Here is a 26,514-nt window from a genome sequence, read left to right on the forward strand (position 1 = left end):
CGCCAAGGGAGGGAGTTCGACGACAGGACCCGACCGCTCAACGAGCCCTGGCAGCGCGAGTTACGCGTGGGGCACGATCGCGACGATGGGCAGCCGCAGCGCTGCCGGAGCCGACTCCGGCACCGCCGGACGGACGGGCGCCACCGGCGTGATCCGTTGGTACGGCGCGCCCAGCGCGGGTCGCGGGTCGGCGTCGCCGTTGTTCGGCCAGAACGCCATCGCCCGCTCGGCCTGGGCGGTGATCGTCAGCGACGGGTTCACGCCCAGGTTGGCCGAGATGGCCGACCCGTCGGCGACGTGCAGCCCGGGGTGTCCGTAGACGCGCTGGAACGCGTCCACCACACCGGCCTCAGGGTCGTCGCCGATCGTGCAGCCGCCGATGAAGTGCGCGGTCAGCGGCATGTTGAACGGCTCGCCGATCGAGCCGCCGGCCGTCCCGCCCATGAGCTCGGCCATCCGGCGCGCGACCTTGTTGGCGACGGGGATCCAGGTCGGGTTGGGGCTTCCGTGGCCCTGCCTCGACGTCAGCACCCGGCGCCCGAAGCGGCCCGCCTTGGAGAACACCGTGATCGAGTTGTCGCGGCTCTGCATCACCAGCGCGATGACCGTGCGCTCGGACCAGTGCCTCATGTCGTAGAGGTCGAGCACGTGGGACTTCTGCGTCCACATCTCCTTGAGCCACGTCCGCCAGCGCGGGCCGAGGTCGCCGTCGGTGAGCACGGTCTGCATCAGCGACATCACGTTGCTGCCCTTGCCGTAGCGCACCGGCTCGATGTGGGTGTGCTCGTCGGGGTGGAACGACGACGTGATCGCGACACCCTGGCTGTAGTCGACCGTCGCGTCCGGCGCGATCGCCCCCAGGATCGACTCGGAGTTGGTGCGCGACAGGTGGCCGAGCCGGTCGGAAAGCTCAGGCAGGAAGCCCTCGTCCTTCATCCGGTGGAGCAGTCGCTGCGTGCCGAGCGCGGACGCCGCGAGCACGACCTGGTCGGCGGTCAGCACCTTCGTCGAGCCCGGCCGGTTGAGCTTGGCCTTGGTGAAGCGGACGTGTACGTCGTACCCGCCGCCGACCGAGTCTGCACGCGGCTCGATCCGGGTCACCGTGGTCAGCGGCAGCACCCGCGCGCCGTTCTGCTCGGCGAGGTAGAGGTAGTTCTTGACCAAGGTGTTCTTGGCGTTGTGCCGGCAACCGGTCATGCACTCGCCGCAGTGGCGGCAGGGGTTGCGGTCGGGGCCGGCGCCCCCGAAGTACGGGTCGGCCACCGAGTCCGCGGGCTGTTGACCCGGACCACCGAAGAACACCCCGACCGGGGTCGGATGGAAGGTGTCGCCGACGCCGAGATCGTCGGCGACCTGCTTCATCACCTCGTCGGAGGGCGTCATCCGGGGGTACTCCGCGACGCCGAGCATCCGCTTCGCCTGGTCGTAGTACGGCGCGAGCTCGGCGCGCCAGTCGGTGATCTGCTTCCACGACGGGTCGTCGTAGAACTGCTCGAGCGGCTCGTACAACGTGTTGGCGTAGACCAGGGAGCCGCCGCCGACGCCGGCGCCGGAGAGGATCAGGCAGTCCTTGAGGGCGTCGATGCGCTGGATGCCGTAGCACCCGATCTCGGGGCGGAACAGGAAGCGCTTGGTGTCGAACGACGTCGCGGCGAAGTCACCGTCCTCGAACCGCGCGCCGGCTTCGATGACACCGACGTGGTAGCCCTTCTCGGTCAGCCGTAGGGCCGCGACCGAGCCGCCGAACCCGGAGCCGACGACGAGCACGTCGTAGTCGGCCCTCCGGTGAGAGTTCATGCTCGGCCCAGCTTCTTCATCACCCGCAGGCCGGCGGTCATCAGCGCGCCGTACGCCTTGTCCGAGAGCCCGAACCTCGGCGCGATCGGCGTGACCCGCTGCGTCGCGACCGACTGCGTGTCGGTGAACCGCAGCACGCCCTCGATCCCCTGTCGCCTACCGAGCCCCGACGAACGCATGCCGCCCATCGGCGCCTCGATGCTGCCGAACGACGCGGCGAACGCCTCGTTGACGTTCACCGTGCCGCACCGGATCTGCCGGGCGATCGCGCGTGCGCGCGAGGTGTCCCGGCTGTAGATCGAGCCGTTGAGGCCGTAGTCACCGTCGTTCGCGCGGGCGATCGCCTCGGCCTCGTCGTGGAAGCGGTACGCCGAGATGACCGGGCCGAAGGTCTCGTTGCCGAAGCAGGTCATCTCTGGCGTGACCCCCTCGAGGATCGTCGGCTCGTAGAAGAAGGGGGCGAGGTCGGGCCGGGCCCGGCCACCGGTCAGCACCCGCGCGCCCTTCGCCACGGCGTCCTCCACGTGGGCGGTGACGGTCTCGAGCTGGCGCCGGCTGATCAGGGAGCCCATGTCGTTGCCCCAGTCGAGGGTCGCGCCCAACGTCATGGCCTCGGTGCGCGCCACGAAGCGCTCCAGGAACCGGTCGTAGACCTGGTCGGCGACGAACATCCGCTCCATCGAGACGCACAGCTGACCCGCGTTCGAGAACGCCGCACGCACCGCGCCCTCGGCCGCCTTCTCGATGTCGGCGTCGCGGAGGACCAGGATCGGGTTCTTGCCGCCGAGCTCGAGCGAGCAGCCGATCAGCCGGTCGGCGCAGCCCTGCGCGATCAGGCGGCCGGTGGCGGTCGAGCCGGTGAAGCAGATGTAGTCGGCGCGCTGGACCAGGGCCGGCCCGATCTCCGGGCCGGGTCCGGCCACGACCTGCCAGAGGTCGGCCGGGAAGCCGGCCTCCTCGAGCAGCTTCGCGGAGAGCAGTGCCGTCAGCATGGTCTGGGCATCGGGCTTGGCGACCACGGCGTTGCCGGCCAGCAGCGCCGGCAACCCATCGCACAGAGCCATCGTGAAGGGGTAGTTCCACGGCGAGATCACGCCGACGACGCCCTTGGGCACCCGGTTGACGTCGACCCGGGTCAGCACCGGGATCACCCCGCGGACGCGCACGGTGTCGAGGTGCTGGTGCGCCGTACGCGCGTAGTAGCGGGCCGTGAGCGCGATGTGCATCGGCTCGTCGAACGCGTGCTTGCGGGCCTTGCCGGACTCCAGGCAGATCAGGTCGATGATCTCCTGCTGGTGGTCGAGCACCAGGTCGTGGAGCCGGAGCAGGGTCGCGGCGCGGACGTCGAGGGGCGTGCGCGCCCAGGACTCCTGGGCCCTCCGTGCCCGCCGGAACGCCCCCTCGACGTCGTCCTCCGACGACTGCGGGATGTGTGCCAGCGGCTGGTCGCCGATCGGCGATCGGAGCTCCTCGGTCCGTCCCGACGTCGCGGCCAGACGCTCGGTGAGACCCGCGACGTAGCCCCGGTCGAGCGCGTACGACGCGGTCGGGTCGTGCTCGGGATCGTGCGGCCCTTCGACGAGTGGCCAGGAGGACGGGTGCCGGTCGCTCATGTACCGAGAGTATGTCGGTGACCACCGCCCGGCTACCTCGCGGTAACCATTCGGACGCCCGGGCCGTCGGTGGCCGAGAAGTGCTGGTAGTCCCGGCCCGACGACCAGGTGCCACCCCAGGTCCATCCGATCCGGGCGAAGGCCCGGACCACCGGCCCGTCCGACGTGATCACGCCGAGCGGAGTGAGCCCTTCGAACGACCGGTCGACGGCTACGAAGCGACGTCCGGCTCCCGGTTTCACGGACGGCCCGCTCAGGTCCGGGTTCTGCACCGGGTCGATGTCGATGGCCGTCCCGAACGCGTGCGCGGACCAGGAACGACTCCCGGCGACCCTGCGGCAGTTGAACCCAGACGTGTTGTTCGCCGCCATCGAGCGCTCGTCGTTCCCGCGGTAGTCGTCGACGAGGCGCATCCGGCGGAGTGGCCAGCCCGCGTCGTACAGGCGCCCGAAGACCCTCGCCACCCGCACGGCGTACTCCTCGTGCACCACCATCTCGCCGACGTGTGCCCGCCCGTCGAACCCGACGTAGGGCATCCGCAGGTAGCGCAGATCCGCGAGCGGGACGGGACATCCGGGACGGTGACTGAAGCGCATGCGGTGGGCCAGCGCCGGCCCGATCTGCCGGGCCGACCAGGAGTACGCCGGTCGCGCCGCCGAGCGCCGCGGTGCGAGGTCGGTACACGATCGCAGTCGACGCCAGGACTCGATGGCGTTCTCCCGGTCAGTGCCGTGCAGAGGAAGCGGCCGGCCGAAGGTCTGGATTCGAGCCGGGACCCACGAGTCCTGGACCACCTCTCCGTCGCGGATGGTGAGTCGGAGGACGCCGGTCTCGGGCTGGTGGTCGTGGTACCAGAGGAAGTTCCCGAGCCCGTAGTCGACGTAGGTCTCACCGAGCCACCCCGATCCGAGCAGCACGTGGGCATGGCTCCCGACGACGACATCTGCCCCGGCCTCGGCCAGCGCCTTCGCCAGAGACGGCTGCCGCGCGTCCGGGCAGGAGCGCAGCTCGGTGCCCCAGTGCAGGTAGACCACGACGACATCGGACGTGCGCGAGGCGGCGCGCACGGCGTGGAGCAGCGCGGCGGGACGCGGCGAGTGGGCCGCGGCGATTCCGGCTGTCGTCGGGCCGGCGGCCCAGGTCGTGCTCATCCCCTCGCGGGGTGAGGCGTCGGCCGCGAGAACCGCGATGTCGGTGCCACGAACTCTCACCCGGTACGGCGTGAACGCGTCGCGGCGGTCCGCGCCGACACCCACGATGGCGAGCGGGCCCTTGCGCCGCGCCCGCAGAGTCTCGTCCAGACCTCCGGTGCCGTAGTCGGCACCGTGGTTGTTGGCCATCGTGACCACGTCGACCCCCGCCGCGGCGAGGACGTCGAGCGCCTTCGGCGACGTACGGAACCAGAAACGCTGCGACGGGACCTCGAGCTCCTTGGGATCGGGGCTGCCTCCCTCGGCGATCGCACTCTCCAGGTTGACCATCGTCAGGTCGACCGACTTCAGAGTCCGGGCGATCGGCCCGAGCGCGCCGCGTGGGTGATCGAGCAACGAAGCGAGGTTGAGCTGGAAGTGGGTGTCGCCGGCGAAGGCCAGAGTGACGACCCCGCGCGACCCGGAGGGCTTGGTGTTCTCGGTGTCGGTGCCGGACTCCGCCTCGGCACTCGGCGCACCCGCGCCGGGCGTCTCGCCGGCACGCGTTTCGCGGTCACCACCGGCCGACTGCGACACCGCGATGACGATGAACAGGACGACGGCGATCAGGGAGACCAGGGGAGTCCGGTGTCCGTGCATGACTTCCACCGGCCCTACTGGTCGTCGAGGGAGGTGAACTCCGCGGACTCGATCATCCGGTTGAGCGGGTCCTCATCGGTGAGATGTGCATCGCCCCGTGTTCCGGCGACGACGCGCTGGCCGGCCACGTCCAGGATCCACTCGCGGAAGGTCGCACCGGGGACGTCGAGCGACAGCCACGAGCCCCCGCCGGTCAAGATCTGCACGCCCTTGTCCCGGCAGCGGTCGAGGTTCGCGGGTGCGACTGTCTTGATGTAGAGCCCGTGGTACCCGCCGACGGTCACCGGTACCGGGCTGGTCGCGGTCATGTGCCTCTGGGCAGCCAACGCACTCGCGAGGTCGCGGACGGTCGGGCCGACTGGGCGGCTTCCGCCGAGACAGGCGTCGGTGGCAACTCGGGTCACCGTTCCCCAGAAGGCCGCGTCAGCGTTCCCAGAGGAGGACTGGATGACCGGGCCACCTCCGAGGTAGCCCCCGGGTACGCCGACGACGGCCCGCATGGGGCCTTCGGCCGGATCACGGTCACCGTCACCGGCGAGGTACGGCACGAGATAGTCCTGCCCTTCCAGCGTCGTGTCCTCGGGGACCCGGGCGAGATCGATCGGCTGGTCAGACGAGGGAGTCGTCGGCGTGCTGGACGGCGGCGCGGTCGTCGGTGCTGCGTCGGGACCCGCGGGGTCGTTGCTGCAGGCGCCGAGCAGGACTGCGATCGCGACTGCCGCAACGGGCAGGAGAGTGACGGGCTGGTTGCTGTTCATGATGGCTCCTGATCGGGGTGAGTAGTGGCGGTTCACCCCGTTGTGGACCCGAGCGGTGTCAGCCCGGCCCTGGAGCGGTATCAGCTCGGTAACGGGCGCGTTGACGCCGGCTCCTGCCAGGTCGACAGTCGAGGCATGGGTATCGCCGTGCTCGGCCCGCTCCAGGTGGACGGCCAGGTGAACGGCCTCAGCCCTCGGGACCGGGTCGTGCTGTCAGCGCTGGTCGTGCGCGCCGGCGAGCTCATCACCACGGACGCGCTGGCCGATGCCCTCTGGGGCGAGGCGCCGCCGGCCTCGTGGGCCAAGGTGCTGCAGGGCTGTGTGGTCCGGTTGCGGAAGCAGCTCGGGAGCGCGGCCATCGAGTCGGCACCCCACGGTTACCGGCTGCACCTCACCGAGGACGAGCTGGACCATCGACTCTTCGAGCGGTTGCTCGAGCGAGCACGCGAGTCGCTCGCCGCCGGAGACCCGGCACGCGCGTCGTACCTGGCCCAGGATGCGCTGCAGCTGTGGCGGGGGTCGGCCCTGCCTGATCTCGAGGAGTGGGGACCGGGGCGCGTCGAGCGGACTCGGCTCGAGGGCCTGCGCATGGAGGCGGAGGAGCTGCTGGTCGAGGCCGAGATCGACGCCGGTCGGGCGCGCGAGGTCCTCGAGCGCGCGCGGGCGCTGGTCGCGCAGGCGCCGTCCCGGGAACGACGGTGGGCGCTGGTGGCCCGGGCACTCCACCAGTCGGGCCGCCAGCCCGAGGCGCTCGGCGCCATCACTCGGGCGCGCACTCGGCTGGTCGAGGAGTTCGGCCTCGATCCGGGCCGGGAGCTGGTCGAGCTCGAGGCCCTCCTGTTGCGGCAGGACCCGTCGCTGGCGCCGCCGCCATCACCCGTGGCCAGTGCGACCTGTCCGTATCGCGGCCTGCTCCCCTATGACGCGGCCGACGCCGACACGTTCTTCGGTCGCGAAGACGACGTCGCCGCCTGCCTGCGGCGGCTCCGCGAGGTCCGCGTGCTCGCGGTAGTCGGGCCGTCCGGCGTCGGCAAGTCGTCGCTCGTGCGGGCCGGGGTCGTGGCGTCGCTGACGCGGAACGGGATGCCTGTGCTCCTCACTACGCCCGGCGCACGCCCGCTTGACTCGCTCGTGGGGCTGAAGCGGCGCGGTCGCCAGAACCTGGTGGTCGACCAGCTCGAGGAGGCCGTGACGCTGTGCGCCGACCCGACAGAGCGCGCCCGGTACGTCGAGGCGCTCGCCGTCCACGTCGGGGCCGGCGGCTCGTTGGTGCTGTCGCTCCGAGCCGACCACCTCGGCGACTTCGCGCCGTACCCGGAGATCGCCCGGGTCCTCGAGGACGGCCTCTATCTGCTGGGCCCGATGAGCGAGAGCGGGCTGCGCTCCGCGATCGAGGGTCCCGCCCGCCGCGCCGGCCTACGCCTCGAGCCGGGTCTGGTGGACCTTCTGATCCGTGATGTCGAGGGCGAGCCCGCCGCACTGCCGCTGCTCTCCCACGTCCTGCGGGAGACCTGGGAACGCCGTGAGGGACCGACCCTCACCGTCACCGGCTATCGAGCAACCGGCGGAGTCCGACAGGCCGTCTCGCGATCGGCCGAGTCGGTGTACGACGCCATGGACGCCACCGAGCGCGACCAGCTTCGCCACCTGCTGCTCAGACTGGTCATGCCCACCGAGGACGGGGACCCGGTGCGAGCTCGCGTCCCGCGGGCGAAGGTCGCGGTGGACGCGGCGCACGAGCGGGTGGTGGAGCGTCTCGTGAGGGCCCGGCTGGTCAGCATCGACGGAGACACCGTCCAGATCGCCCACGAGGCTCTCGTCCGGGTGTGGCCGCGGTTGCGCGGCTGGCTCGACGACGACGTCGACGGCCAGCGTGTGTTCCGGCACCTGGCCGGGGCCGCCGACGCCTGGGAGTCGATGGGACGAGCCGAGAGCGAGCTCTACCGAGGAAGCCGACTCAGCCGTGCCGTGGAGTGGCGACAGCGCACCCGGCCCGAGCTGAACGACACCGAGGCCGCCTTCCTCGACGCGTCGGTCTCATTCACCCGGGCCGAGCAACGGGCCGCCGAGAGGCGGGCCGCCCGCGAACGACGGGCCCGACGCCGCCTCGGTGGCGCCCTCGTCGGGATCGGCGCCCTCCTGGTGCTCGCCCTGGTCGCCGGCAGTCTCGCGATCCGTTCGGCCCATCGGGCGGCGCACGAGCGCGAGAGCCGGGCGGCCGCCTCGCGTCTTGCCGAGGCCCGGCGCGCCGAGGCACAGGCTGCCTCGCAGGGCGACACCGCCACCGGGTTGCTGCTGGCGGCGGAGGCCCTGAACGTCGACACCTCTTCGCAGGCGTGGGACAACCTCGGCGGAGTGCTGACGCAGGCCGGGCCGCTGATGGCTGTCCGCGATGTCGGCGCTCTCGCGGTCTCCATGTCCACGAGTCCCGATGGGAAGCTTCTGGCCGTAAGCCTGGCACCCGACGCGGATGAGCCCGGAGTCCATCTCTACGACGCCGCGTCCCTGCAACCGGTCGAGTTCGACCACCCCACCCCACCCTCCAGCATCATCCGCTTCTCTCCCGACGGCGGGCAGCTCGCCGTGGGCGTGAACCAGTGGGTCGAGGACCGTCAGAGCCTGGAACCGCGGATCGACGACGAGCTACCCCTGCGGCTCTACGACATGCCGAGCGTCACCTTGGCCCGGCGACAGCTAGGCGGGCTGCGCGACGGGAGCAGCATCGAGTACGCGTTGGACTACAGCGACGACGGCCGCCGGATCGCCGCCGTGGTCCAGCACTGGGATCGGCGGTCCAAGACGTTCACCCGGTTCGGCGAGGCCACCGTCTGGGACCTCGCCCGGCCGACCCGCCCCATCTTCCGGGCGCCGATGCCGGAGTACGCCCAGATCGCCCTCAACGAGCACGGCACGCGGCTCTACGCCGCCATGCTGGGCGCCAGACCCCTGCGGATCTACGACGTCGACACCGGGCGTGTGGTCAGGTCCGCCCGCTCGACTCTGTTGGCACGTTCGGTGTCGGGAGACCTCGAGCTGAGCCCGGACGGGACGACGGTCGCGGTGCCCGTCGAGGAGGCGGTGCTGCGCTTCGACAGTCGCACGCTGGCGCGCCGAGGCAAGGTGATCCGTGGTCAGGCCGGGGAGGGCGTCGATGACTTGGACTACTCCGCCGACGGCCGTTTCCTGGTCAGGTCGTCCGACGACAGCGACACCGTGTGGGACGCCTCGTCCGGTGCGGTTCTGCACCGGTTCGCCGGGTCGGGGAGCTGGGCCTCCGAATGGTCTCCCGACGGCCAAACCCTGTACGTCCAGCGATTCGGGCGACAGCTGCTGGCTCGGCATGTCGACCCAGGAGGTGGGGGGTTTCTGACCCTCGGGGAGGAGACTCCCGCGGCCAGGGGAGGCACCTACGACTTCTCGCTGCCCGGGCCGAACGGCCACCGACTGGCGAGGATGCAGTCGCGCCGCCTGTGGTTCGTCGACACCCGCACCGGCGAGAAGACCCCACGCTCACGGCCCGTCGAGGTGTGGGGCTCGACGTGGTCGCCGGACTCACGGAGGCTCCTGACGTTCGGCCGCGACGGCTTTCTCAGGGTCTGGGACACGAGGTCGGGCCGACTCGTGGCGCGCCGCCCGCACCTCACCGACTCACTGCCGGTGGCATTCACCCCCGATGGAGCCAGGATTTACCTCCCGGACGGCAAGGGAAGGCTCGAGACGCTGGACACCGAGACGCTGCGACCGGTGCACGTCGTCCCGTTCCGCACCGGCGTCGACAGTCTCCTGGCCGACCCGCGTGACGGGTCCGTCGTGGCGATCGGGATCGACGGCTCGGCACTGCGGGTCGATCCCGAGACCGGCGAAGTCCTCGCGCAGGCACCCTCGGGCACTCTCTCGGACGATCTCCCCAGCGCGGTGTTCTCGCCGGACGGCTCGGTCATGGCCGCGGCCGACCCGGCCGACAACATGCGTCTGCTCGACGCCGAGACCCTGACGTGGGTCGGCCCGAGCTCGGGTGCCGCGTGGGGACCCGACCGCGACTACGCGCCGGACGGCAGCCAGGTCGCCGCCGTCGGGCCGCACGGCGTCTCCCTCTGGAACGGGCGCACCGGCGCCTATCAGGCGAGCCTGCCGCTGCCTGCCGGCACAGGAGTCGTTTCCATCGCCTACCGCGAGGACAGCGTGGGCCTGGTCATCGCGGCCAGCGACGGACGGACCTGGATGGCGAACACGCGGACGAGCACTTGGACCGACCGTGCCTGCCGAATAGCCGGTCGCAACCTCACGCACGACGAGTGGGCGCGGTTCTTCCCGAGCCGGCCGTACGACGTGACCTGCCCGCAGTGGCCCGAGGAGACCTGACCGGGACCCGACGAGAGAGAGGGCGTCAGACGATCTCGGGGGCACTCACTCGAGCCTCGTCGGCCTCCTGGTCGGTGAGCTTCTCCTGCGACTGCCGCTCGGCCTCGACGCGGCGCAGGTAGTGGTCGACCTCGTCGTCGCGGCGGGGCTGGTCCCAGCCGAGCTCGGCGGCCATCAGGTCGGCGGCGGCCGTGACGGCCAGCGTGCCGCGGTCGAACGTCTCGATCGAGATCCGGGTACGCCGGGCGAGGACGTCGTCGAGATGGCGCGCGCCCTCGTGCGTCACGGCGTACACGACCTCCGCAGACAGGTAGTCCTCGGTGCCGGGCAGCGGCTCCGCCAGCTCGGGCCGGGCCGCGATGAGCGCGAGCACCTCGTCGATCAGGCCGCCGAACCGCCCCAGAAGGTGGTCGATCCGGCCGACCTCCAGCCCCGTTCGTCGGCTGAGCGCGACGCGCTGGTTGGTGCGGGTCAGGAAGCCGTCCGCGCCGAGCAGCGGCACCCGCTCGGTGTGCGAGGGCGCCACGTCCGGCCAGCCGCGCACCGCCAGGTCGACGGCGTCGCGCGCCATCACCCGGTACGTCGTGAGCTTGCCGCCCGCGATCAGTACCAGCCCCGGCACCGGGCTCACCACCGTGTGCTCACGCGACACCTTGGTCGTCGCCGACCGCGCCTCACCCTCGCCCCCCGACCCGACGCCGCGTCCGGCCTTGCCGGCGAGCAGCGGCCGCAGACCGGCGTACACGCCCTCGACGTCGTCGTGATCGAGCGGCACCCGGAGCAGCTTGTTCACGTGCTCGAGCAGGTAGTCGATGTCGGTGCGAGAGGCCGCCGGGTGGGCAAGGTCGAGGTTCCATGCGGTGTCGGTGGTGCCGATGATCCAGTGCCGGCCCCACGGGATCACGAAGAGGACGGACTTCTCGGTGCGCGTGATGAAGCCGCACTCCGAACGGATGCGGTCGCGCGGCACCACGAGATGGATCCCCTTGCTGGCCTCGACGTCCATCGACAGCGAGCCGCCGAGCAGCCGTTCGACGTCGTCTGTCCAGACGCCGGTCGCGTTCACGACGACGCGAGCCCGCACCTCGAGCTCCGAGCCGGACTCCAGGTCGGTCGCGCGGACGCCGACGACCCGAGGGCCCTCGCGCAGGAAGCCGGTGACGCGGGTCCGGGTCGCGATCAGGGAGCCGTGATGCGCGGCGGTGCGGGCGAGGGTCACCACGAGTCGCGCGTCGTCGACCTGACAGTCGTAGTAGCGGACCGCGCCGGTCAGCCGGTCCAGGCGCAGATCGGGCGCGATCCGGGCGATCTGCTTGCGGAACAGGTGCCGATGCCGGGGCACGCCCATCTCGTACTTCCCGACCATCGCCAGCGCGTCGTACAGGGCGAGCCCTGCGCCGACGTACGGTCGCTCGATCGTGCGGTGCAGCGGGTAGAGGAACGGGACGGGCCGCACGAGGTGCGGCGCGAGCCGGGTCAGCAGCAGGCCGCGCTCCTCCAGGGCCTCGCGGACGAGCCCGAAGTCGAACATCTCGAGGTAGCGCAGCCCGCCGTGCACGAGCTTGCTCGACCGGGACGACGTACCGCTGGCGAGGTCGCGCTGCTCCAGCAGGCCGACGCTCAGCCCGCGGGAGACGGCGTCGAGGGCCGAGCCCACGCCCACGATCCCCCCGCCGACGATGAGAACGTCGAGGGGCTCCTCGGCGGTCGTCGCGCTCAGCCCCGCCAGCGCGCCTGCTCGCGCGTCGGGTCCAAGGGCACTTGACTGGGCCGCCACGGCACGATCCTCTCAACCCGACGGAAGGCGTGCGAGCACGCCAGGAGGGAGGACGCGTGCGCACACTCGCTCGGATCGGCGTGCTCGGCGTGTTCCTGACGCTGGCCCTGGCTGCCACGCTGCTGTCTCGACCCGAGCCCGTGCGCGACCGCGACGCCCGGCTCGCGATCACGGTCACGCCGTCCACCGCCGCCACGCCCGCACCCCCGACCGACCTCCCTGCCGTGGTCCCGAGCCCGGATCCGGAGGCCCACCGCGGTGAGGAACGCGACCGCGACCGAGACCCACACCGCCAGATCACCGTGCTGATGAGCGGCGACCTGCTCTGGCACAACACCGTGTGGGCGAGCGCGCACGAGGACGCCGTACGCCGTGGGCTCGAGGAGCGCTTCGACTTCGACCCGATGTTCGCGGCGATGAAGCCGATCGTCGAGAGCGCCGACCTGGCGATCTGCCACGAGGAGGTGCCGTTCGCGCGCGACGACCAGCACCTCTCGAGCTATCCCGTCTTCGCAGTGCCGCCCGAGATCGCGCCATGGATCGGGTCGATGGGATGGGACGCCTGCACCACCGACTCCAACCACAGCATCGACCAGGGGTTCGACGGCCTGGTCCGCACGGCCACCCTGCTCGAGAAGGCCGGCGTCCGCCATGTCGGCACCTTCCGCACGCGGGCGGAGCGGCGCCGGCCGGTCATCCTCACCACGAAGCAGGGCGTCAAGGTCGGCATCGTCGGCGGCACCTACTCCCTCAACGGCTTCTCGCTCCCGCCCGACCAGCGCTGGGCGGTCTCGATGTGGGACGCCGACAACCTGATCGCCCAGGCCCGCGCCGCCAAGGCCGAGGGCGCCGACATCGTGCTCGTGCAGTACCACGGCGGCGACGAGTACTCCCAGCTCCCCAACGCCCAGCAGGTCGCGCTGGTACGCCGCCTCACCGCGAGCCAGTACGTCGACCTGGTCTTCGCCGAGCACGCCCACGTCGTCCAGCCGATCACCGAGGTCAACGGGAAGTGGGTCGTCTACGGTATGGGCAACATGGTCGGCCAGAGCGACCCGAAGTACCCGCGCGCCTACGAGGGCATCAGCGTCCGCTTCACGTTCACCGAGACCCGGCACGGGTTCCGGGTGACCCGCGCGGAGTACATCCCCACCTCGTGGAACGTCTACTCACCCGGCAACCCGATCCGCGTCCGCCCGGTCGACGCGGCCCTCCGCGAGGGTGTCGGTGACCGCGCCAGGCTGCTCATCGCACGCCGGATGACGCGTCTCGCCGTCGACGGCCTGGACCCCCACGCCGACACGACTCCGGGGCTTCGGCAGGAATGACGAGGCCATCTGCGGTTTCATAGACCTCGTGGACGAGGAGGTCGTCGCGCTGTACGACGACGGGGGACGTCCCCACGGGAGCGCCCCTCGTTCGGTGATGCGCGCCCAGAACCTGCGGCACGCCGCGACCGGGATCCTGGTCCGCGACTCGTACGGCCGCATCTACGTCCACCGCCGGACACCGACCAAGGACGTCTACCCGGCTCACTGGGACTTCACCGCCGGTGGCGTCGTGCTGGACGGCGAGGACCCGGTCGAGGGTGCGCGACGCGAGCTCGCCGAGGAGCTCGGTGTCACCAGTGAGCTCGAGTCGCTCGGCGAGTCCGACTACGGCGACGACCACACGACGTACCAAGCCTTCCGCTACGTGACGACCTGGGACGGCCCGATCACGCCCCAGCCCGAGGAGGTCGCGTACGGCGCCTGGCTCAGCGTCGAGCACCTGCTCGCACGGCTGGATGATCCGGACATCCCTTTCATGCCCGACACGCGCGCGCTCTTCGGCGACTGGCTCCGCGAGCATGCCGCCGACCACGGGGATCCCCAGGAGGGGTGGGACACCCGGGCGACCGTGGTCGAGGGCCGGTGGCTCGACCGCGTGCCGCGCTTCCCCGACGCGGAGGTGCAGCTGCGCAGCGAGGTGCGGCTGATGCCACGGCTCGCGCCGCTGCTGCCGTTGGAGGTGCCGGTCCCGATCGTTCTCGACGAGTCGCCGCTGCGGGTGCGCCATCGGCTGCTGCCGGGTGAGCTCGCGACCGGAGCAGCGCTCACGCCCGAGGACGGGCACCGGCTGGGCGAGTTCCTCCGCGCGGTGCACGACATGCCGGTGAACGTGTACGTCGAGTCGGGCATCCCGGAGGCGACGGCGGCTCGGGCGGAGCTGCTGGCCACGCTCGAGCGGATGCTGCACCGCGTCGTCCCGCTGCTCCCGCAGGAGCAGCAGGACGCCGGCCAGGCCCTCCTGCGCCGGATCGCCCTGCGTACGCCGACCAGCCTGGTGCACGGCGACCTCGGGGCCCACCACGTGACCTGCGCCGACGGCCGGATCAGCGGCGTGCTCGACTGGAAGGACGCCCGCGAGGCCGACCCCGCGGTCGACCTCGCCTGGCCGCTCTTCGGCACGCCGGAGCCGGTCGCCGAGGCCGTCGCCAAGGCGTACGGCGTGACCGACGAGGAGCTCGCGCGGGCGCTGGACTGGCACCGGCTCGGCCCCTGGTACGAGACGATGTGGGGCCAGGGACCGGGCGGCCCGGAGGTCGTCGAGAGCGGGATCCGCGGGATCCTGACCTTGCTTGACGCCAAGTTGACGGCGTAACGACATTGCACTGAACCATCAAATTGATGTCAGAGTGCGGCGCCGTCACGGTGCTGGTCACGCACCGGTTCTCCACCGTGGCCGCGGCCGACCTCGTGGTCGTCCTCACCGGCGGCACGGTCACCGAGATGGGCAGCCACACCGAGCTGATGGCGGCGGGCGGCAGCTACGCGCAGCTGTACGCGCTGCAGGCCCGGGGTTACGCGTGAGCAGTCAGCTCGGTATGACGAGCCGTGACTCGTAGGCGAAGACGACGGCCTGGACCCGGTCTCGCAGCCCGAGCTTGGCGAGCACGCGCGCGACGTGCGTCTTCACGGTGGCGACCGACAGGTACAGCTCGGCGGCGATCTCGGCGTTCGTCGCGCCGGTGGCCATCGCCCGCAGGACCGTCAGCTCACGGTCGGTGAGCCGCTTCAGCTCGTCGGGCAGGGCACGCGGCCCCGAACCGTCGGGACGACGCCCGAGCGCCGACATGAGTCCCTCGATCGCGAGATGGTCGAGGTGCAACGTGAGTGGTGTGCGCTGGCCCCATCGGTCCTCTACCGATTCGGGCGTCGCGGCGCCGAACGTCATGGTGTCTCCCCCCTAGCTGACCACTGCGCTCCAGTGGCGTCCCCCCGGAAGGACGGGCACGCGGTCCCCGCAGGGTGTGCCAGATGCGCGTCCTTTTACAACCCCCAGGAGGGGGGAACTTCTGGTCACGTACCTCGAGCGGCCAGGAATCTGGTGAGGATCAGGAGACGACGACCTCGATCCGTTGGAACTCCTTGACCTCGGTGTATCCGGTGGTGGCCATCGCCCGGCGCAGCGCGCCGACCAGGTTCATCGTGCCGTCGGCGACCCGGGACGGACCGAAAAGGATCTCCTGGAGGGTGCCGACGCTGCCGATCTGGACGCGCTCCCCGCGCGGCAGCTCGGGGTGATGGGCCTCGGCCCCCCAGTGGAAGCCTCGCCCGGGCGCATCGCTGGCCCGGGCGAACGGCGAGCCGATCATCACCGCGTCGGCGCCACAGGCGATCGCCTTCGCGATGTCACCGCTGCGGCCGATCGAGCCGTCGGCGATCACGTGGACGTACCGGCCGCCCGACTCGTCCATGTAGTCGCGGCGGGCGCCGGCTACGTCGGCCACCGCGCTGGCCATGGGCACGGACACGCCGAGCACGGTCCGCGTGGTGTGGGCGGCACCGCCCCCGAAGCCGACCAGCACCCCGGCCGCGCCGGTGCGCATCAGGTGCAGCGCCGCCTGGTACGTCGCGCAGCCGCCGACGATCACCGGCACGTCGAGCTCGTAGATGAACTCCTTGAGGTTCAGCGGCTCGGCCTGGCCGCTGACGTGTTCCGCGCTGACGGTGGTGCCCCGGATGACGAACATGTCGACGCCGGCGTCGACGACCGCCTTCGCGAACTCCTTGGTCCGCTGTGGGCTGAGCGAGCCGGCCACGGTGACCCCGGACTCACGCATCTGCTCGAGCCGCGTGGTGATCAGCTCGGCCTTGACCGGCTCGGCGTACATCTCCTGCATCCGACGGACGGCGGTGGCGGAGTCGAGCTCGGCGATCTCGTTGAGGATGTCGGCGGGATCGTCGTACCGGGTCCAGAGACCCTCGAGGTTGAGCACGCCGAGTCCGCCGTACTGGCCGAGGGCGATCGCGGCCTCGGGCGACATCACGGAGTCCATCGGCGCGGCGACGATCGGGAGCTCGAACCGGTAGGCGTCGATCTGCCAGGCCGTGCTGACCTCTTCGGGGTCGCGGGTGCGCCGGCTCGGGACGATCGCGATGTCGTCGAACGAGTAGGCCCGGCGCCCGCGCTTGGCACGCCCGATCTCGATGTCGGTCACCGGGTCAGCGTATCGACGCGGCTCCGGTGCCGGGTGTCAGCAGGGTCACGCGTCGCGGCGGGTAAAGGCTCCGGCGTTCTCCAGCGAGTTCTCGTGCTCCATGCGACCTTGGTCGTGCCACTGAGAAACGGAGCCAGAGATGCCACTCCCACGAGGGAGCCGGCCCGGCCGCCGACTCGTCGGGGGCCTTCTCGGAGCTGTCGTGGTGAGTCTGGCGTGCCTGGTGCCGGTGTCGTCGTACGCCGATGTCGGGGACGACTACCCCTATGCCGGCCTGGGCAAGTGCCCCCTCGTGCCGCTGCCGCCCAAGACTCCGGGCGGCCACCACGCGCCCGGCACCCCGGGCAAGCCGGGGGCGCCGGCCGGCCCGCACCGGCCGGGCAGGCCCGACAAACCCGACACCCCACCGCCGCCGCGCCAGTGCGCCAAGCACATCTGGTTCTACAACGGCTCGTACGGCGACCCGTGGGGCTTCGCGCTGCGCAACTGCACCAGCTTCGTCGCCTGGCGCCTGCGGACGACCAACGGGCTGGGCGACTTCGAGAACCACTTCGGCGGTGTGCACTGGGGCAACGCCGGCCACTGGGACGAGGCCGCCGCCGAGCTCGGCTACCTGGTCGACGACGTCCCGGCTGTCGGCGCCGTCGCCCAGACGGACGCCGGCCGCGTCGGCCACGTCGCCTGGGTGTCGGCCGTGGGAGACGGGACCGTGACCGTCGAGGAGTACAACTACGGGGTCGCCGGTGGGTATGGCGTGCGCACGGTGCCCACGTCGTCGTTCCGGTACGTCCACCTCGATGATGTCGCCCCGGCGCCGTACCTGGGCTCGACGCGGGCGGGTGTCGCGACCACCGATGCCCACGACGGTTCATGGTCGGCGCGTACGGCGAACGGCACGCTCGTCGTACGCCGGCCGTCGGGTCACACCACACGCGTCCGCACACCGGGCGGATGGTCCGCGCACGCCGCCCCGTCGCTGGTGACCGACGCGCAGGGGCGCGTCTGGCTCGCCGCAGTATCGGCACGTGGCCGCGTGTTGACCATGCACACGTCTGTCGCGTCGACGGCCTTCACGCATCCGCGATCGGCGCTGGCCGGATCGGCCACCTCGTCTCCCGCACTCGCCGTGGACGGACAGGGTCGGCTGCGCGTGCTCGCCATCGGTCCGAGCGGCACTCTGCTCGAGCGGCACACGCCGGGCGCGCGGTCCGACCGGTGGAGCAAACCGCACCGGATGGGCCGGCCCGGCTCGTGGTCCACGCATGCCGCACCCGCCGCCACGCCCGACGCAGCCGGCCATGTGTGGGTGGCCGCGGTGACCCGTGGGGGCACCCTGCAGTCGCAGCACACGACCCACGACGGCCGGCGCTGGACCGGGTTCCGCCTGGTCGACCACATGACCTGGTCGATCACGTCGACGCCCGCGCTCGCGGACGCTCCGGACGGACGTGTCTGGCTGGCCAGCGTCGCCCGCCGCGGCGACCTGGTCGTGCGGCACACCGGCTCCGGCGTGGGCCGCTGGGAACGAGGCCACTGGCTGGCCGGCCAGTGGTCGCCGTACTCCTCTCCCTCGTTGACGGTCGACCGGAGCGGGCGTACCTGGCTCGCCGCGGTCGCGACGGACGGCCGCTCGGCCGTCATCTCGACGCCCGCCGGCGCCCAGCGCTGGCACAGGTCGCGCGGCCTGCCGCAGGCGCCGCCGTCGGAGACCAGCAGCCCGACGCTGACCTCCACGGTCGGTGGCGTGCTGGTCGGGGTGACGAACCGGCGCGGACGCGCCGAGTGGCGCCGCCCGTGGGGACCGTCCGGTCCCCTGCCCGCCACCCACGGCCCGCGCGGTGGCGGCTTCTCGGTGAGCCGATTCCTCTGAGCCGGAGTCCTCAGCCGAGGACGCGCACCTCGTCGCCGACGGTGATCGACCCTGGAAGGTCGACGTCGAGGTAGATGCCGAGGCGCATCTCGCGGGCGCGGGTCAGGCTCTTGAGCCAGCGGCCGTCGCGCGGCAGGCCTTCCTGAGCGATGTCGATCATCCGGCAGCGCTCGATCCGCTCGACCGGCGTCAGCCGCACGCCACCGATCTGGATCACCCCTGCCCACGACTCCTCGACGAAGGGCTCGTCGGTCTCGAGGACGAGGTTCGGCCGGATGCGGCGACGGTCGGCGTCGACCCCGAGGCGCTCGCCGCACCAGTCGAGCGAGGCGCTGCCGACCAGGGAGACGTGGCCGGCGTCGAAGTACGGCGTGGAGGTCTCGAGCAGCACGCGCACAGGGGCGCCCATCGCCTCGCTGAGCGCACGGTCGAGATCGTCGCCAGGAACCGCCCACTCACCCCCGCGTCCGGTGACGCGAACGCCGCCCGCGGTTGTGCGGGACGCGAACTCGAACACCTCGTCCCGTCGACGGAAACGCCGCGAGTGCTTGCCGGTGGCCAGCTTGCCGTCGCCGTCGACCACGGCGTACCGGCGGTCACCGACGAGCCCGCGGACCTCGACGCCGACGGACTCCAGCGACTCCCCGCCCATCGCCTTCACCGGGTAGCGGCGGATCTCGCGGAGTGTCGGGGTCGGCACATCGTCGACCCTAGTCGGGCAGGACGGGTTGCCAGCACACTGATGGGGTGATCTCGCGACAGCTGGCCTCCGACCTGCGCGACGCAGGACTGATGTGGACGCCGGTCAAGGGTGACTGGTTCGTGATCCCCGACCACGGGCTCGACCAGCTCGAGTTCGTGGTCAGCGACATGGTCATCGAGACCCGGCGGATGGCGATGGGCCGGCAGATGCTCGCCTTCAACGGCACCACCGAGTGGGCGATGGACACGTTGGCGGCCTCGGACGCGCTCTGGCTGCCCCGCGAGAACCAGCTGCGCGAGGTGCTCGGTGAGGCGTTCATCGGCCTCGAGCACATCCCCGGCGAGACGCCGGGGTACGCCGTGTCGACGCTGATCGGCAACACCGAGGAGCGGTTCGTCGACGTCGACGTGGAGGAGGCGTACGCCCGGGCCGCGCTGGCCCTGCTCCGGTCGACGAGCTAGCGACCCGTGTAGTTGGGAGCCTCGACGGTCATCTGGACGTCATGGGGGTGCGACTCGGCCAGCGACGCCTGGGTGATGCGCACGAACGTCCCCTTCTCCTGGAGCTCGGCGATGGTGCGCGCGCCGACGTAGAACATCGACTGGCTGAGGCCACCGAGCAGCTGGTGGGCGACGGCGGCGAGCGGGCCGCGGTAGGCGACCTGGCCCTCGATGCCCTCGGGCACGATCTTGTCGTCGCTGGCGACCTCGGCCTGGAAGTAGCGGTCCTTGGAGTAGGACTTCTTGCCGCGGCTGCTCATCGCGCCGAGCGAGCCCATCCCCCGGAAGGCCTTGAACTGCTTGCCGTTGACGAACACCAGGTCTCCCGGCGCCTCCTCGCAGCCGGCCAGGAGAGCGCCGATCATCACCGAGTCGGCGCCGGCGACGAGGGCCTTGGCGATCTCGCCGGAGTACTTGATCCCGCCGTCGGCGATCACGGGGACACCGGCCGGCTTGGCCGCCAGAGCGGCCTCGTGGACGGCGGTGATCTGCGGGACGCCGACACCGGTGACCACCCGGGTGGTGCAGATCGCCCCGGGGCCGACGCCGACCTTGACCGCGTCGGCGCCTGCGTCGACGAACGCCTGGGCGCCCTCGCGGGTGGCGACGTTGCCGCCGATCACCTGGACGTGCTTGGTCGCCGGGTCGGACTTCAGCCGCTCGACCATCTCCAGCAGGAGCCGGACGTGTCCGTGCGCGGTGTCCGCGACGAGCACGTCGACGCCGGCCTCGATCAGGGTGTTGGCCCGCTGCCAGGCGTCGCCGAAGTAGCCGATCGCGGCGCCGACCATGAGCCGGCCGTGGGCGTCGTACGACGCGTCGGGGAACTGTTCGCCCTTGACGAAGTCCTTGACCGTGATCAGTCCGCCGAGCCGGCCGTCGCCGTCGACCAGCGGGAGCCGCTCGCGCTTGTGCTGGCGCAGGAGGTTCGTGGCGTCCTCGCGGGTGATGCCGACCTGGCCGGTGACCAGCGGCATCGGGGTCATGATCTCGTCGACCTTCGTGGTGGCCCACTCGGCGACCGGCGTGAAGCGCAGGTCGCGGTTGGTAATGATCCCGAGCAGCTGCTGGTCGACGTCGACCACGGGGAGGCCGGAGACGCGGTACTCGCCGCAGATGCGGTCGAGCTCCTCCAGCGTCGCGTCGGGTCCGATCGTGACGGGGTTGGAGATGATGCCGGTCTGGGTGCGCTTGACGAGGTCGACCTGATAGGCCTGGTCCTCGATCGAGAGGTTGCGATGGAGGACGCCGAGCCCGCCCTCGCGCGCCATCGCGATCGCCATCCGGCTCTCGGTGACGGTGTCCATCGCCGCGCTGACCAGCGGCGCCTTGAGCGTGATCTCGCGGGTCAGCCGGGTGGTGGTGTCGATGTCGCTGGGCGCCAGGTCGGAGAAGCCCGGAAGCAACAGGACGTCGTCGTAGGTGAGCCCCATCGGGGCGAGCTTCTCGCGCCGTACCGGGTTGCCTGCGGTGTCTGGCTTGTCTGAAGGTGCCTCGTGCTCCACTCCCCCACCCTACCGGCGCCCCCACCCGGGTCCCGGCAGCAGACGCTGACCTGTCAGAAGTGCGCGCCGAAATCGCGTCGACCCGGCAGAAGTGAACGTTCACTTCTGCCGGGTCGGCGTTCCTGGCGGTGATGTCCTGGCGGGTCAGCGTCCTAGGCGCGCACGTTTCTGGCGGGTCAGCGCTTAGTGGCCGTGCCCGTGGCCGTGGCCGGCAGCGGGAGGCTCCTCGTCCTCGGGCTTCTCGACGACCAGGGTCTCGGTCGTCAGCAGCATGCCGGCGATCGAGGTGGCGTTGACCAGCGCGGAGCGGGTGACCTTGACCGGGTCGAGGACGCCCTGGGCGACCAGGTCGCCGTACTCGTCGGTGACGGCGTTGTAGCCCTCGCCGACCTTGCCCTCGCGGACCTTGGTGACGATGACGTAGCCGTTCTCGCCGCCGTTCTCGGCGATCCAGCGGAGCGGCTCGTCGGCGGACGTGCGCACGATACGCACGCCGATCGCCTCGTCACCGGTGAGGCCGAGGTCGCCGTCGAGCACGGAGACCGCGTGGATGAGCGCGGAGCCGCCGCCGGGGACGATGCCCTCCTCGATCGCGGCGCGCGTTGCGGAGACGGCGTCCTCGATGCGGTGCTTCTTCTCCTTCAGCTCCACCTCGGTGGCGGCGCCGACCTTGATCACGCACACGCCTCCGGCCAGCTTGGCGAGGCGCTCCTGGAGCTTCTCGCGGTCCCAGTCGGAGTCGGTGTTCTCGATCTCGGCCTTGATCTGGTTGACGCGTCCCTCGACCTCGGCGGAATCGCCGCCGCCGTCGACGATCGTCGTGTTGTCCTTGGTGACCACGACCCGACGGGCGGTGCCGAGTACGTCGAGCCCGACCTGGTCGAGCTTCAGGCCGACCTCGGGGGCGACGACCTGGCCGCCGGTGAGCGTCGCGATGTCCTGCATCATCGCCTTACGACGATCGCCGAACGCGGGGCTCTTGACCGCGACCGCGGTGAACGTGCCGCGGATCTTGTTGACGACCAGCGTCGACAGGGCCTCGCCCTCGACGTCCTCGGCGAGGATGAAGAGCGGCTTGCCGGCAGCGATGACCTTCTCCAGCAGCGGGAGCAGGTCGGCGATCGCCGAGATCTTCCCCTGGTGCAGCAGGATGTAGGCGTCGTCGAGGACGGCCTCCATGCGCTCGGGGTCTGAGACGAAGTACGCCGAGATGTAGCCCTTGTCGAACTGCATGCCCTCGGTGAACTCCAGCTCGGTGCCCATCGTGTTGGACTCCTCGACCGTGATCACGCCGTCCTTGCCGACCTTGTCGAAGGACTCGGCGAGCAGCTCGCCGATGAGGCCGTCGCGGCTGGAGATCGTGGCGACCGACGCCATGTCCTCCTTGGAGTCGACCTCGCGGGCGGCATCACGCAGGGCGTCGCCGACGGCCTCGGCGGCGGCGTCCATGCCGCGCTTGAGACTCATCGGGTTGGCGCCGGCGGCGACCGCACGCAGACCCTCGTGGACCATCGCCTGGGCGAGGACGGTGGCGGTCGTGGTGCCGTCACCGGCGACGTCGTTGGTCTTGGTGGCGACCTCCTTTGTCAGCTGCGCGCCGAGGTTCTCGAACGGGTCGTCGAGCTCCACCTCGCGGGCGACGGTGACGCCGTCGTTGGTGATCGTGGGCGCGCCCCACTTCTTGTCGAGGACGACGTAGCGGCCCTTGGGGCCGAGCGTCACCTTGACCGCGTTGGCCAGCGCGTCGACGCCGCGCTCCAGCGAGCGCCGCGCGCTCTCGTCGAACTCCAGGATCTTGGGCATGAGTGCTCCTCAGAATGTGATCAGGTCGTCCGCCTGAGCGGCCACTAGAGGCTCCTCTCAGGCGGACGACCCGGAAAGTTGGATCAGGAAACGACCGCGAGCACGTCGCGGGCGCTCAGGATGAGGTACTCGTCGCCGCCGTACTTCACCTCGGTGCCGCCGTACTTGCTGTAGATGACCTTGTCGCCCACGGCGACGTCGAGCGGGACGCGGTTTCCGTTGTCGTCGATGCGGCCGGGACCGATCGCCTGGACCTCGCCCTCCTGGGGCTTCTCCTTGGCGGTGTCGGGGATGACCAGGCCGGACGCCGTGGTCTGCTCGGCCTCCAGCGGCTTGACGACGATCCGGTCCTCGAGGGGCTTGATGTTGACCGACACGATGTCGACCTCCACTTTCCACTGTGTTCGGACTCGGGAGCCAGACGCCCCCGGACGTTGGAGCCTGCGGTGACGGACGCCGTCGCGGGGGTCGTTCGTCGTGGCAGGCGACTGGCATTCTCGGGTCGAGAGTGCCAACGCCGAAACTAGCACTCACCGACAACGAGTGCCAACGGGGGGCGGTCGGCGTAACTTGCTCCCATGCCCTCCGTCCTCTCCGCCCTCACCGACGCGCTCGCGGACGGCACGGTCGAGGTCGTCGACCTGACCGCCCCATTGAGCAGCGAGACGCCGGTGATCCAGCTCCCGCCCGAGTTCGGCCAGACCGCGCGCTTCCAGCTCGAGGAGATCAGCGCGTACGACGACCGCGGGCCGGCGTGGTACTGGAACAACTTCCGCAGCGGCGAGCACACCGGCACCCACTTCGACGCGCCCAACCACTGGGTGACGGGCAAGGGCGGTCTCGACGTGGCGAGCGTGCCGGTCGGTCACCTGATCCGGCCGGCGGTCGTGCTCGACTTCAGCGCCCGGTGTGCGGAGAACCCCGACTTCCTGCTCGAGGTCGGCGACGTCAGCGCCTGGGAAAAGGACCACGCGCCCCTGCCCGACGGTGGCTGGCTGCTCTACCGGACCGGGTGGGACGCCCGCTCCGACAGCCAGGAGCGGTTCACCAACGCCGACGAGACCGGGCCGCACACTCCCGGCATGAGCCCGGAGTGCGCGCAGTGGGTCGCGGAGGAGTCACCGGTGATCGGGGTGGGCGTCGAGACCGTCGGCACCGACGCGGGAGCCGCCCACTCGTTCGACCCGGCCTTCCCGTGCCACTCGTTCCTGATGGGAAACGGCAAGTACGGCCTGACCCAGCTGCAGAACCTCGCGTCATTGCCGCCCACCGGCGCGGTGCTGGTCGTCGGGCCGCTGCCCATCGTCACGGGGTCCGGCGCCCCCGCGCGGGCCGTGGCTCTGGTCGAGCGCTGACGATGCCGCGCGTCGCGGACGTCGTCGGCCGTGCCCTGGTCGACGGCGGGATCGACCATGTCTTCGGCGTCGTCGGCTCGGGGAACTTCCACGTCACCAACGCCATGGTCCACGCCGGCGCCCGGTTCGTCGCCGCGCGGCACGAGGGCGGTGCGGCGACGATGGCCGACGCCTACGCGCGTACGGCGGAGCGCCCGGCCGCCGTCACGGTGCACCAGGGCTGCGGGCTGACGAACGCGATGACCGGGATCACCGAGGCCGCCAAGAGCCGGACTCCGGTCGTCGTCGTCGCCGCCGAGGTGACCGAGCCCAGGTCGAACTTCTACGTCGACCAGGCGGCGCTGGCCCGGGCGGTCGGGGCCATGTCGTTCCGGGTCGATGATCCGGCCACGGCCGCCGTCGTCGCCGGCGATGCCGTCCGAACCGCGGTGACCACGCGGCGTACGGTCCTGCTGAACCTGCCATTGGCCGTGCAAGCCCAAGAGGCGCGAAGTGGGACTTCTCCGCCATCCGAGGGGGAGTTCTCCCCCTCGAGCCTCTCGGGAGAACTCCCACCTGGACCCCGGGAAAGTCCCACTTCGGCGGTGGAGCAGCTGGCCGGGGCCGTACGACGTGCCGAGCGGCCGGTCTTCGTGGCCGGGCGAGGGGCTCGCGGCGCGGGTCCGGCCGTCGCCGAAGCGGCCGAACGCTCCGGGGCGTTGCTGGCGGAGTCCGCGGTGGCCAAGGGACTGTTCGCCGGCCACCCGTGGTCGCTCGGGGTCTCGGGCGGGTTCGCGTCCCCCGGCGCTGCCGCACTCATCGGCGGCGCGGACCTGATCGTGGGCTGGGGCTGCGCCCTCAACATGTGGACGATGCGACACGGGACGCTGATCGCACCCGGGGCCACGGTCGTGCAGGTCGACGACACCGCCGACGCGCTCGGCGCTCATCGCGAGTTGACGTTCGGGGTCCTCGGCGATGTCGCGCTGACCGCTGCCGCACTTGCCCAGCGCGTCGAGCAGCGCACGGGCTACCGCTCCGACGACGTACGCCGTCGGCTCGACGCCGGCATCACCTGGTCGACGGAGCCGTACGACGACCTCGGCGGCAACGGCCTGATCGACCCGCGGACGCTCAGCCGCGACCTGGACGTGCTGCTGCCCGACGACCGGGTCGTCGCGGTGGACTCGGGGAACTTCATGGGCTACCCCGCGGCGTACCTCGACGTCCGCGACCACCACTCCTTCTGCTTCACGCAGGCCTTCCAGTCGATCGGGCTCGGGCTCGCGACCGCGATCGGCGCCGCCGTGGCGAGTCCCGGACGGCTGACGGTCGCCGCGCTCGGCGACGGCGGCGCGCTGATGTCCTCGATGGAGCTCGAGACGGTCATCCGGCTGGGACTCGACATGCTCGTCGTGGTCTACGACGACCACGCGTACGGCGCGGAGGTCCACCACTTCCGACCCGACGGCGCCTCCCTCGACACCGTGGTGTTCCCGGACACCGACATCGCCGCGATCGGGCGCGGCTTCGGGTTCGACGCCGTCACCGTGCGGGCGCCGCGCGACCTCGACGCCGTACGTGCCTGGCTCGACGCCGGCCGGCCGCGCCCGATGCTGGTGGACGCGAAGGTCGCCGACCAGCGGCCGTCGTGGTGGCTGGAGGAGGCGTTCCGGGGCCACTGACCATCGCTGTCAGGATGAGGCCATGGACCTGGACACGTTCCGCTGGCTCCTGACCGACGACGGTCAGGCGCTGCTGGCGGCCGCGATCGCCGCGGAAGGCACGACGTTCCAGGTCCAGAAGAAGCTGCGCGAGGCCGCGCCCGGCTCCGCAGACGAGAAGGCAGAGCGAGTGGCGGCGGCGCTGGGGCAGGTCGAGCTACGGCGTCGCGCCGAGCCCAAGCTCGGTGAAGACGCGGCGCGGATGTACTTCACCCGCGACGGGCTGGAGCAAGCGACCCGTGCCGCCGTCGCGCGGCATCGTGCGGCGCGCCTGGCGCTCGGGGGGCCCAGCGTCGTCGACCTCACCTGCGGCATCGGTGGGGACCTCGTCGCCTTCGCCCGCGCCGGGCTGACCACCGCCGGGATCGACCTCGACCCGCTGCGCGTCGAGCTGGCCAGGGCCAACCTGGCCGCCCTCGGGCTCGGCGGGGCGGTCGAGGTGGCCGACGCGACGACGCTGGACGTCTCACCGTTCGCCACGGCGTACGCCGACCC

The 26,514-nt window shown here is 71.3% G+C and carries 20 protein-coding genes; 9 read left to right on the top strand and 11 right to left on the bottom strand.

From position 1 onward, the window contains the following. Positions 1–60 precede the first annotated feature (60 nt). From VGJ24_RS05690 to VGJ24_RS05705, 4 genes are read right to left on the bottom strand one after another with little or no spacing between them, the layout of a single operon-like run. On the bottom strand, positions 61–1,797 hold the full coding sequence (locus tag VGJ24_RS05690; RefSeq protein ID WP_331499536.1) for a GMC family oxidoreductase: 1,737 nt from the start codon (positions 1,795–1,797) through the stop codon (positions 61–63). After that, the gene (locus VGJ24_RS05695) at positions 1,794–3,410 is read right to left on the bottom strand and encodes a succinic semialdehyde dehydrogenase (protein ID WP_331499537.1); all 1,617 of its coding nucleotides are present in this window, start codon (positions 3,408–3,410) and stop codon (positions 1,794–1,796) included. The genes VGJ24_RS05690 and VGJ24_RS05695 overlap by 4 nt, the downstream gene beginning before the upstream one ends. Positions 3,411–3,442: 32 nt before the next feature. Next, the gene (locus tag VGJ24_RS05700; protein ID WP_331499552.1) at positions 3,443–5,200 is read right to left on the bottom strand and encodes a CapA family protein; all 1,758 of its coding nucleotides are present in this window, start codon (positions 5,198–5,200) and stop codon (positions 3,443–3,445) included. 14 nt (positions 5,201–5,214) lie between these two features. Next, on the bottom strand, positions 5,215–5,958 hold the full coding sequence (locus VGJ24_RS05705; RefSeq protein WP_331499538.1) for a hypothetical protein: 744 nt from the start codon (positions 5,956–5,958) through the stop codon (positions 5,215–5,217). Between the two features lie 135 nt (positions 5,959–6,093). On the opposite strand from VGJ24_RS05705, the gene VGJ24_RS05710 reads away from it, so the two are divergent. Further along, positions 6,094–10,320: a BTAD domain-containing putative transcriptional regulator gene (locus VGJ24_RS05710; RefSeq protein WP_331499539.1), complete on the top strand. Its 4,227-nt coding sequence runs from the start codon at positions 6,094–6,096 to the stop codon at positions 10,318–10,320. 25 nt (positions 10,321–10,345) lie between these two features. Here the strand turns inward: VGJ24_RS05710 and VGJ24_RS05715 are convergent, their stop codons facing one another. Beyond that, positions 10,346–12,097 carry a glycerol-3-phosphate dehydrogenase/oxidase gene (locus VGJ24_RS05715; protein WP_331499540.1) on the bottom strand — a complete coding sequence of 584 codons (1,752 nt, stop codon included), beginning with the start codon at positions 12,095–12,097 and terminating at the stop codon, positions 10,346–10,348. A 56-nt stretch (positions 12,098–12,153) separates the two neighbouring features. On the opposite strand from VGJ24_RS05715, the gene VGJ24_RS05720 reads away from it, so the two are divergent. Genes VGJ24_RS05720 through VGJ24_RS05730 form a run of 3 tightly spaced genes read left to right on the top strand, consistent with a single transcriptional unit; the run spans position 12,154 to position 14,949 of the window. After that, positions 12,154–13,425 carry a CapA family protein gene (locus VGJ24_RS05720; protein ID WP_331499541.1) on the top strand — a complete coding sequence of 424 codons (1,272 nt, stop codon included), beginning with the start codon at positions 12,154–12,156 and terminating at the stop codon, positions 13,423–13,425. A 28-nt stretch (positions 13,426–13,453) separates the two neighbouring features. Further along, positions 13,454–14,740: a phosphotransferase gene (locus VGJ24_RS05725; RefSeq protein ID WP_331499542.1), complete on the top strand. Its 1,287-nt coding sequence runs from the start codon at positions 13,454–13,456 to the stop codon at positions 14,738–14,740. Positions 14,741–14,766: 26 nt separating this feature from the next. Continuing rightward, positions 14,767–14,949 carry a hypothetical protein gene (locus VGJ24_RS05730; protein ID WP_331499543.1) on the top strand — a complete coding sequence of 61 codons (183 nt, stop codon included), beginning with the start codon at positions 14,767–14,769 and terminating at the stop codon, positions 14,947–14,949. A 4-nt stretch (positions 14,950–14,953) separates the two neighbouring features. Here the strand turns inward: VGJ24_RS05730 and VGJ24_RS19600 are convergent, their stop codons facing one another. Both VGJ24_RS19600 and VGJ24_RS05740 read right to left on the bottom strand, forming a co-directional pair. Next, positions 14,954–15,313, bottom strand: a complete 360-nt coding sequence (locus VGJ24_RS19600; protein ID WP_414691042.1) for a response regulator transcription factor — start codon at positions 15,311–15,313, stop codon at positions 14,954–14,956. Positions 15,314–15,473: 160 nt separating this feature from the next. Beyond that, entirely contained in the window at positions 15,474–16,580 is a 1,107-nt protein-coding gene (locus VGJ24_RS05740) for a GuaB3 family IMP dehydrogenase-related protein (protein WP_331499544.1), read from the bottom strand. Between the two features lie 202 nt (positions 16,581–16,782). On the opposite strand from VGJ24_RS05740, the gene VGJ24_RS05745 reads away from it, so the two are divergent. Continuing rightward, on the top strand, positions 16,783–18,450 hold the full coding sequence (locus VGJ24_RS05745) for a CHAP domain-containing protein (protein WP_331499545.1): 1,668 nt from the start codon (positions 16,783–16,785) through the stop codon (positions 18,448–18,450). A 10-nt stretch (positions 18,451–18,460) separates the two neighbouring features. Here VGJ24_RS05745 and VGJ24_RS05750 read toward each other — a convergent pair whose 3' ends face one another. Then, entirely contained in the window at positions 18,461–19,150 is a 690-nt protein-coding gene (locus tag VGJ24_RS05750) for an MOSC domain-containing protein (RefSeq protein ID WP_331499546.1), read from the bottom strand. A 47-nt stretch (positions 19,151–19,197) separates the two neighbouring features. Here VGJ24_RS05750 and VGJ24_RS05755 point away from each other — a divergent pair, with 47 nt between their 5' ends. Then, positions 19,198–19,614, top strand: coding sequence for a pilus assembly protein CpaE (locus VGJ24_RS05755; RefSeq protein ID WP_331499547.1), 417 nt, complete (start codon positions 19,198–19,200; stop codon positions 19,612–19,614). On the opposite strand, the gene guaB is transcribed toward VGJ24_RS05755, so the two are convergent. From guaB to groES, 3 genes are all read right to left on the bottom strand, one after another. Then, positions 19,611–21,086, bottom strand: a complete 1,476-nt coding sequence (gene guaB / locus VGJ24_RS05760; protein WP_331499553.1) for an IMP dehydrogenase — start codon at positions 21,084–21,086, stop codon at positions 19,611–19,613. The two genes, VGJ24_RS05755 and guaB, sit on opposite strands and share 4 nt — an antisense overlap. A 255-nt stretch (positions 21,087–21,341) precedes the next feature. Next, on the bottom strand, positions 21,342–22,961 hold the full coding sequence (gene groL / locus VGJ24_RS05765) for a chaperonin GroEL (RefSeq protein ID WP_331499548.1): 1,620 nt from the start codon (positions 22,959–22,961) through the stop codon (positions 21,342–21,344). A gap of 83 nt (positions 22,962–23,044) precedes the next feature. Next, complete coding sequence (groES, locus tag VGJ24_RS05770; RefSeq protein ID WP_151085154.1) at positions 23,045–23,338, bottom strand: co-chaperone GroES; 294 nt, start codon at positions 23,336–23,338, stop codon at positions 23,045–23,047. 201 nt (positions 23,339–23,539) lie between these two features. Here groES and VGJ24_RS05775 point away from each other — a divergent pair, with 201 nt between their 5' ends. From VGJ24_RS05775 to VGJ24_RS05785, 3 genes are all read left to right on the top strand, one after another. Beyond that, entirely contained in the window at positions 23,540–24,316 is a 777-nt protein-coding gene (locus tag VGJ24_RS05775; RefSeq protein WP_331499549.1) for a cyclase family protein, read from the top strand. Positions 24,317–24,318: 2 nt separating this feature from the next. Then, the gene (locus tag VGJ24_RS05780) at positions 24,319–25,980 is read left to right on the top strand and encodes a thiamine pyrophosphate-binding protein (protein ID WP_331499550.1); all 1,662 of its coding nucleotides are present in this window, start codon (positions 24,319–24,321) and stop codon (positions 25,978–25,980) included. 22 nt (positions 25,981–26,002) lie between these two features. Continuing rightward, positions 26,003–26,514 (top strand): class I SAM-dependent methyltransferase (locus VGJ24_RS05785; protein ID WP_331499551.1); only part of this gene is annotated, 512 nt, incomplete at its 3' end.

This window comes from Nocardioides sp., from assembly GCF_036493135.1.
In the GTDB taxonomy this organism is placed as follows: Bacteria; Actinomycetota; Actinomycetes; order Propionibacteriales; family Nocardioidaceae; genus Nocardioides.

Coding starts and splice junctions, on each gene's coding strand:
- VGJ24_RS05780 (WP_331499550.1), top strand. CDS start 24,319: ATGCCGCGCGTCGCGGACGTCGTCGGCCGTGCCCTGGTCGACGGCGGG.
- VGJ24_RS05705 (WP_331499538.1), bottom strand. CDS start 5,958: ATGAACAGCAACCAGCCCGTCACTCTCCTGCCCGTTGCGGCAGTCGCG.
- VGJ24_RS05730 (WP_331499543.1), top strand. CDS start 14,767: ATGTCAGAGTGCGGCGCCGTCACGGTGCTGGTCACGCACCGGTTCTCC.
- groL (WP_331499548.1), bottom strand. CDS start 22,961: ATGCCCAAGATCCTGGAGTTCGACGAGAGCGCGCGGCGCTCGCTGGAG.
- VGJ24_RS19600 (WP_414691042.1), bottom strand. CDS start 15,313: ATGACGTTCGGCGCCGCGACGCCCGAATCGGTAGAGGACCGATGGGGC.
- VGJ24_RS05700 (WP_331499552.1), bottom strand. CDS start 5,200: ATGCACGGACACCGGACTCCCCTGGTCTCCCTGATCGCCGTCGTCCTG.
- VGJ24_RS05690 (WP_331499536.1), bottom strand. CDS start 1,797: ATGAACTCTCACCGGAGGGCCGACTACGACGTGCTCGTCGTCGGCTCC.
- VGJ24_RS05775 (WP_331499549.1), top strand. CDS start 23,540: ATGCCCTCCGTCCTCTCCGCCCTCACCGACGCGCTCGCGGACGGCACG.
- VGJ24_RS05695 (WP_331499537.1), bottom strand. CDS start 3,410: ATGAGCGACCGGCACCCGTCCTCCTGGCCACTCGTCGAAGGGCCGCAC.
- VGJ24_RS05710 (WP_331499539.1), top strand. CDS start 6,094: ATGGGTATCGCCGTGCTCGGCCCGCTCCAGGTGGACGGCCAGGTGAAC.
- guaB (WP_331499553.1), bottom strand. CDS start 21,086: ATGGGGCTCACCTACGACGACGTCCTGTTGCTTCCGGGCTTCTCCGAC.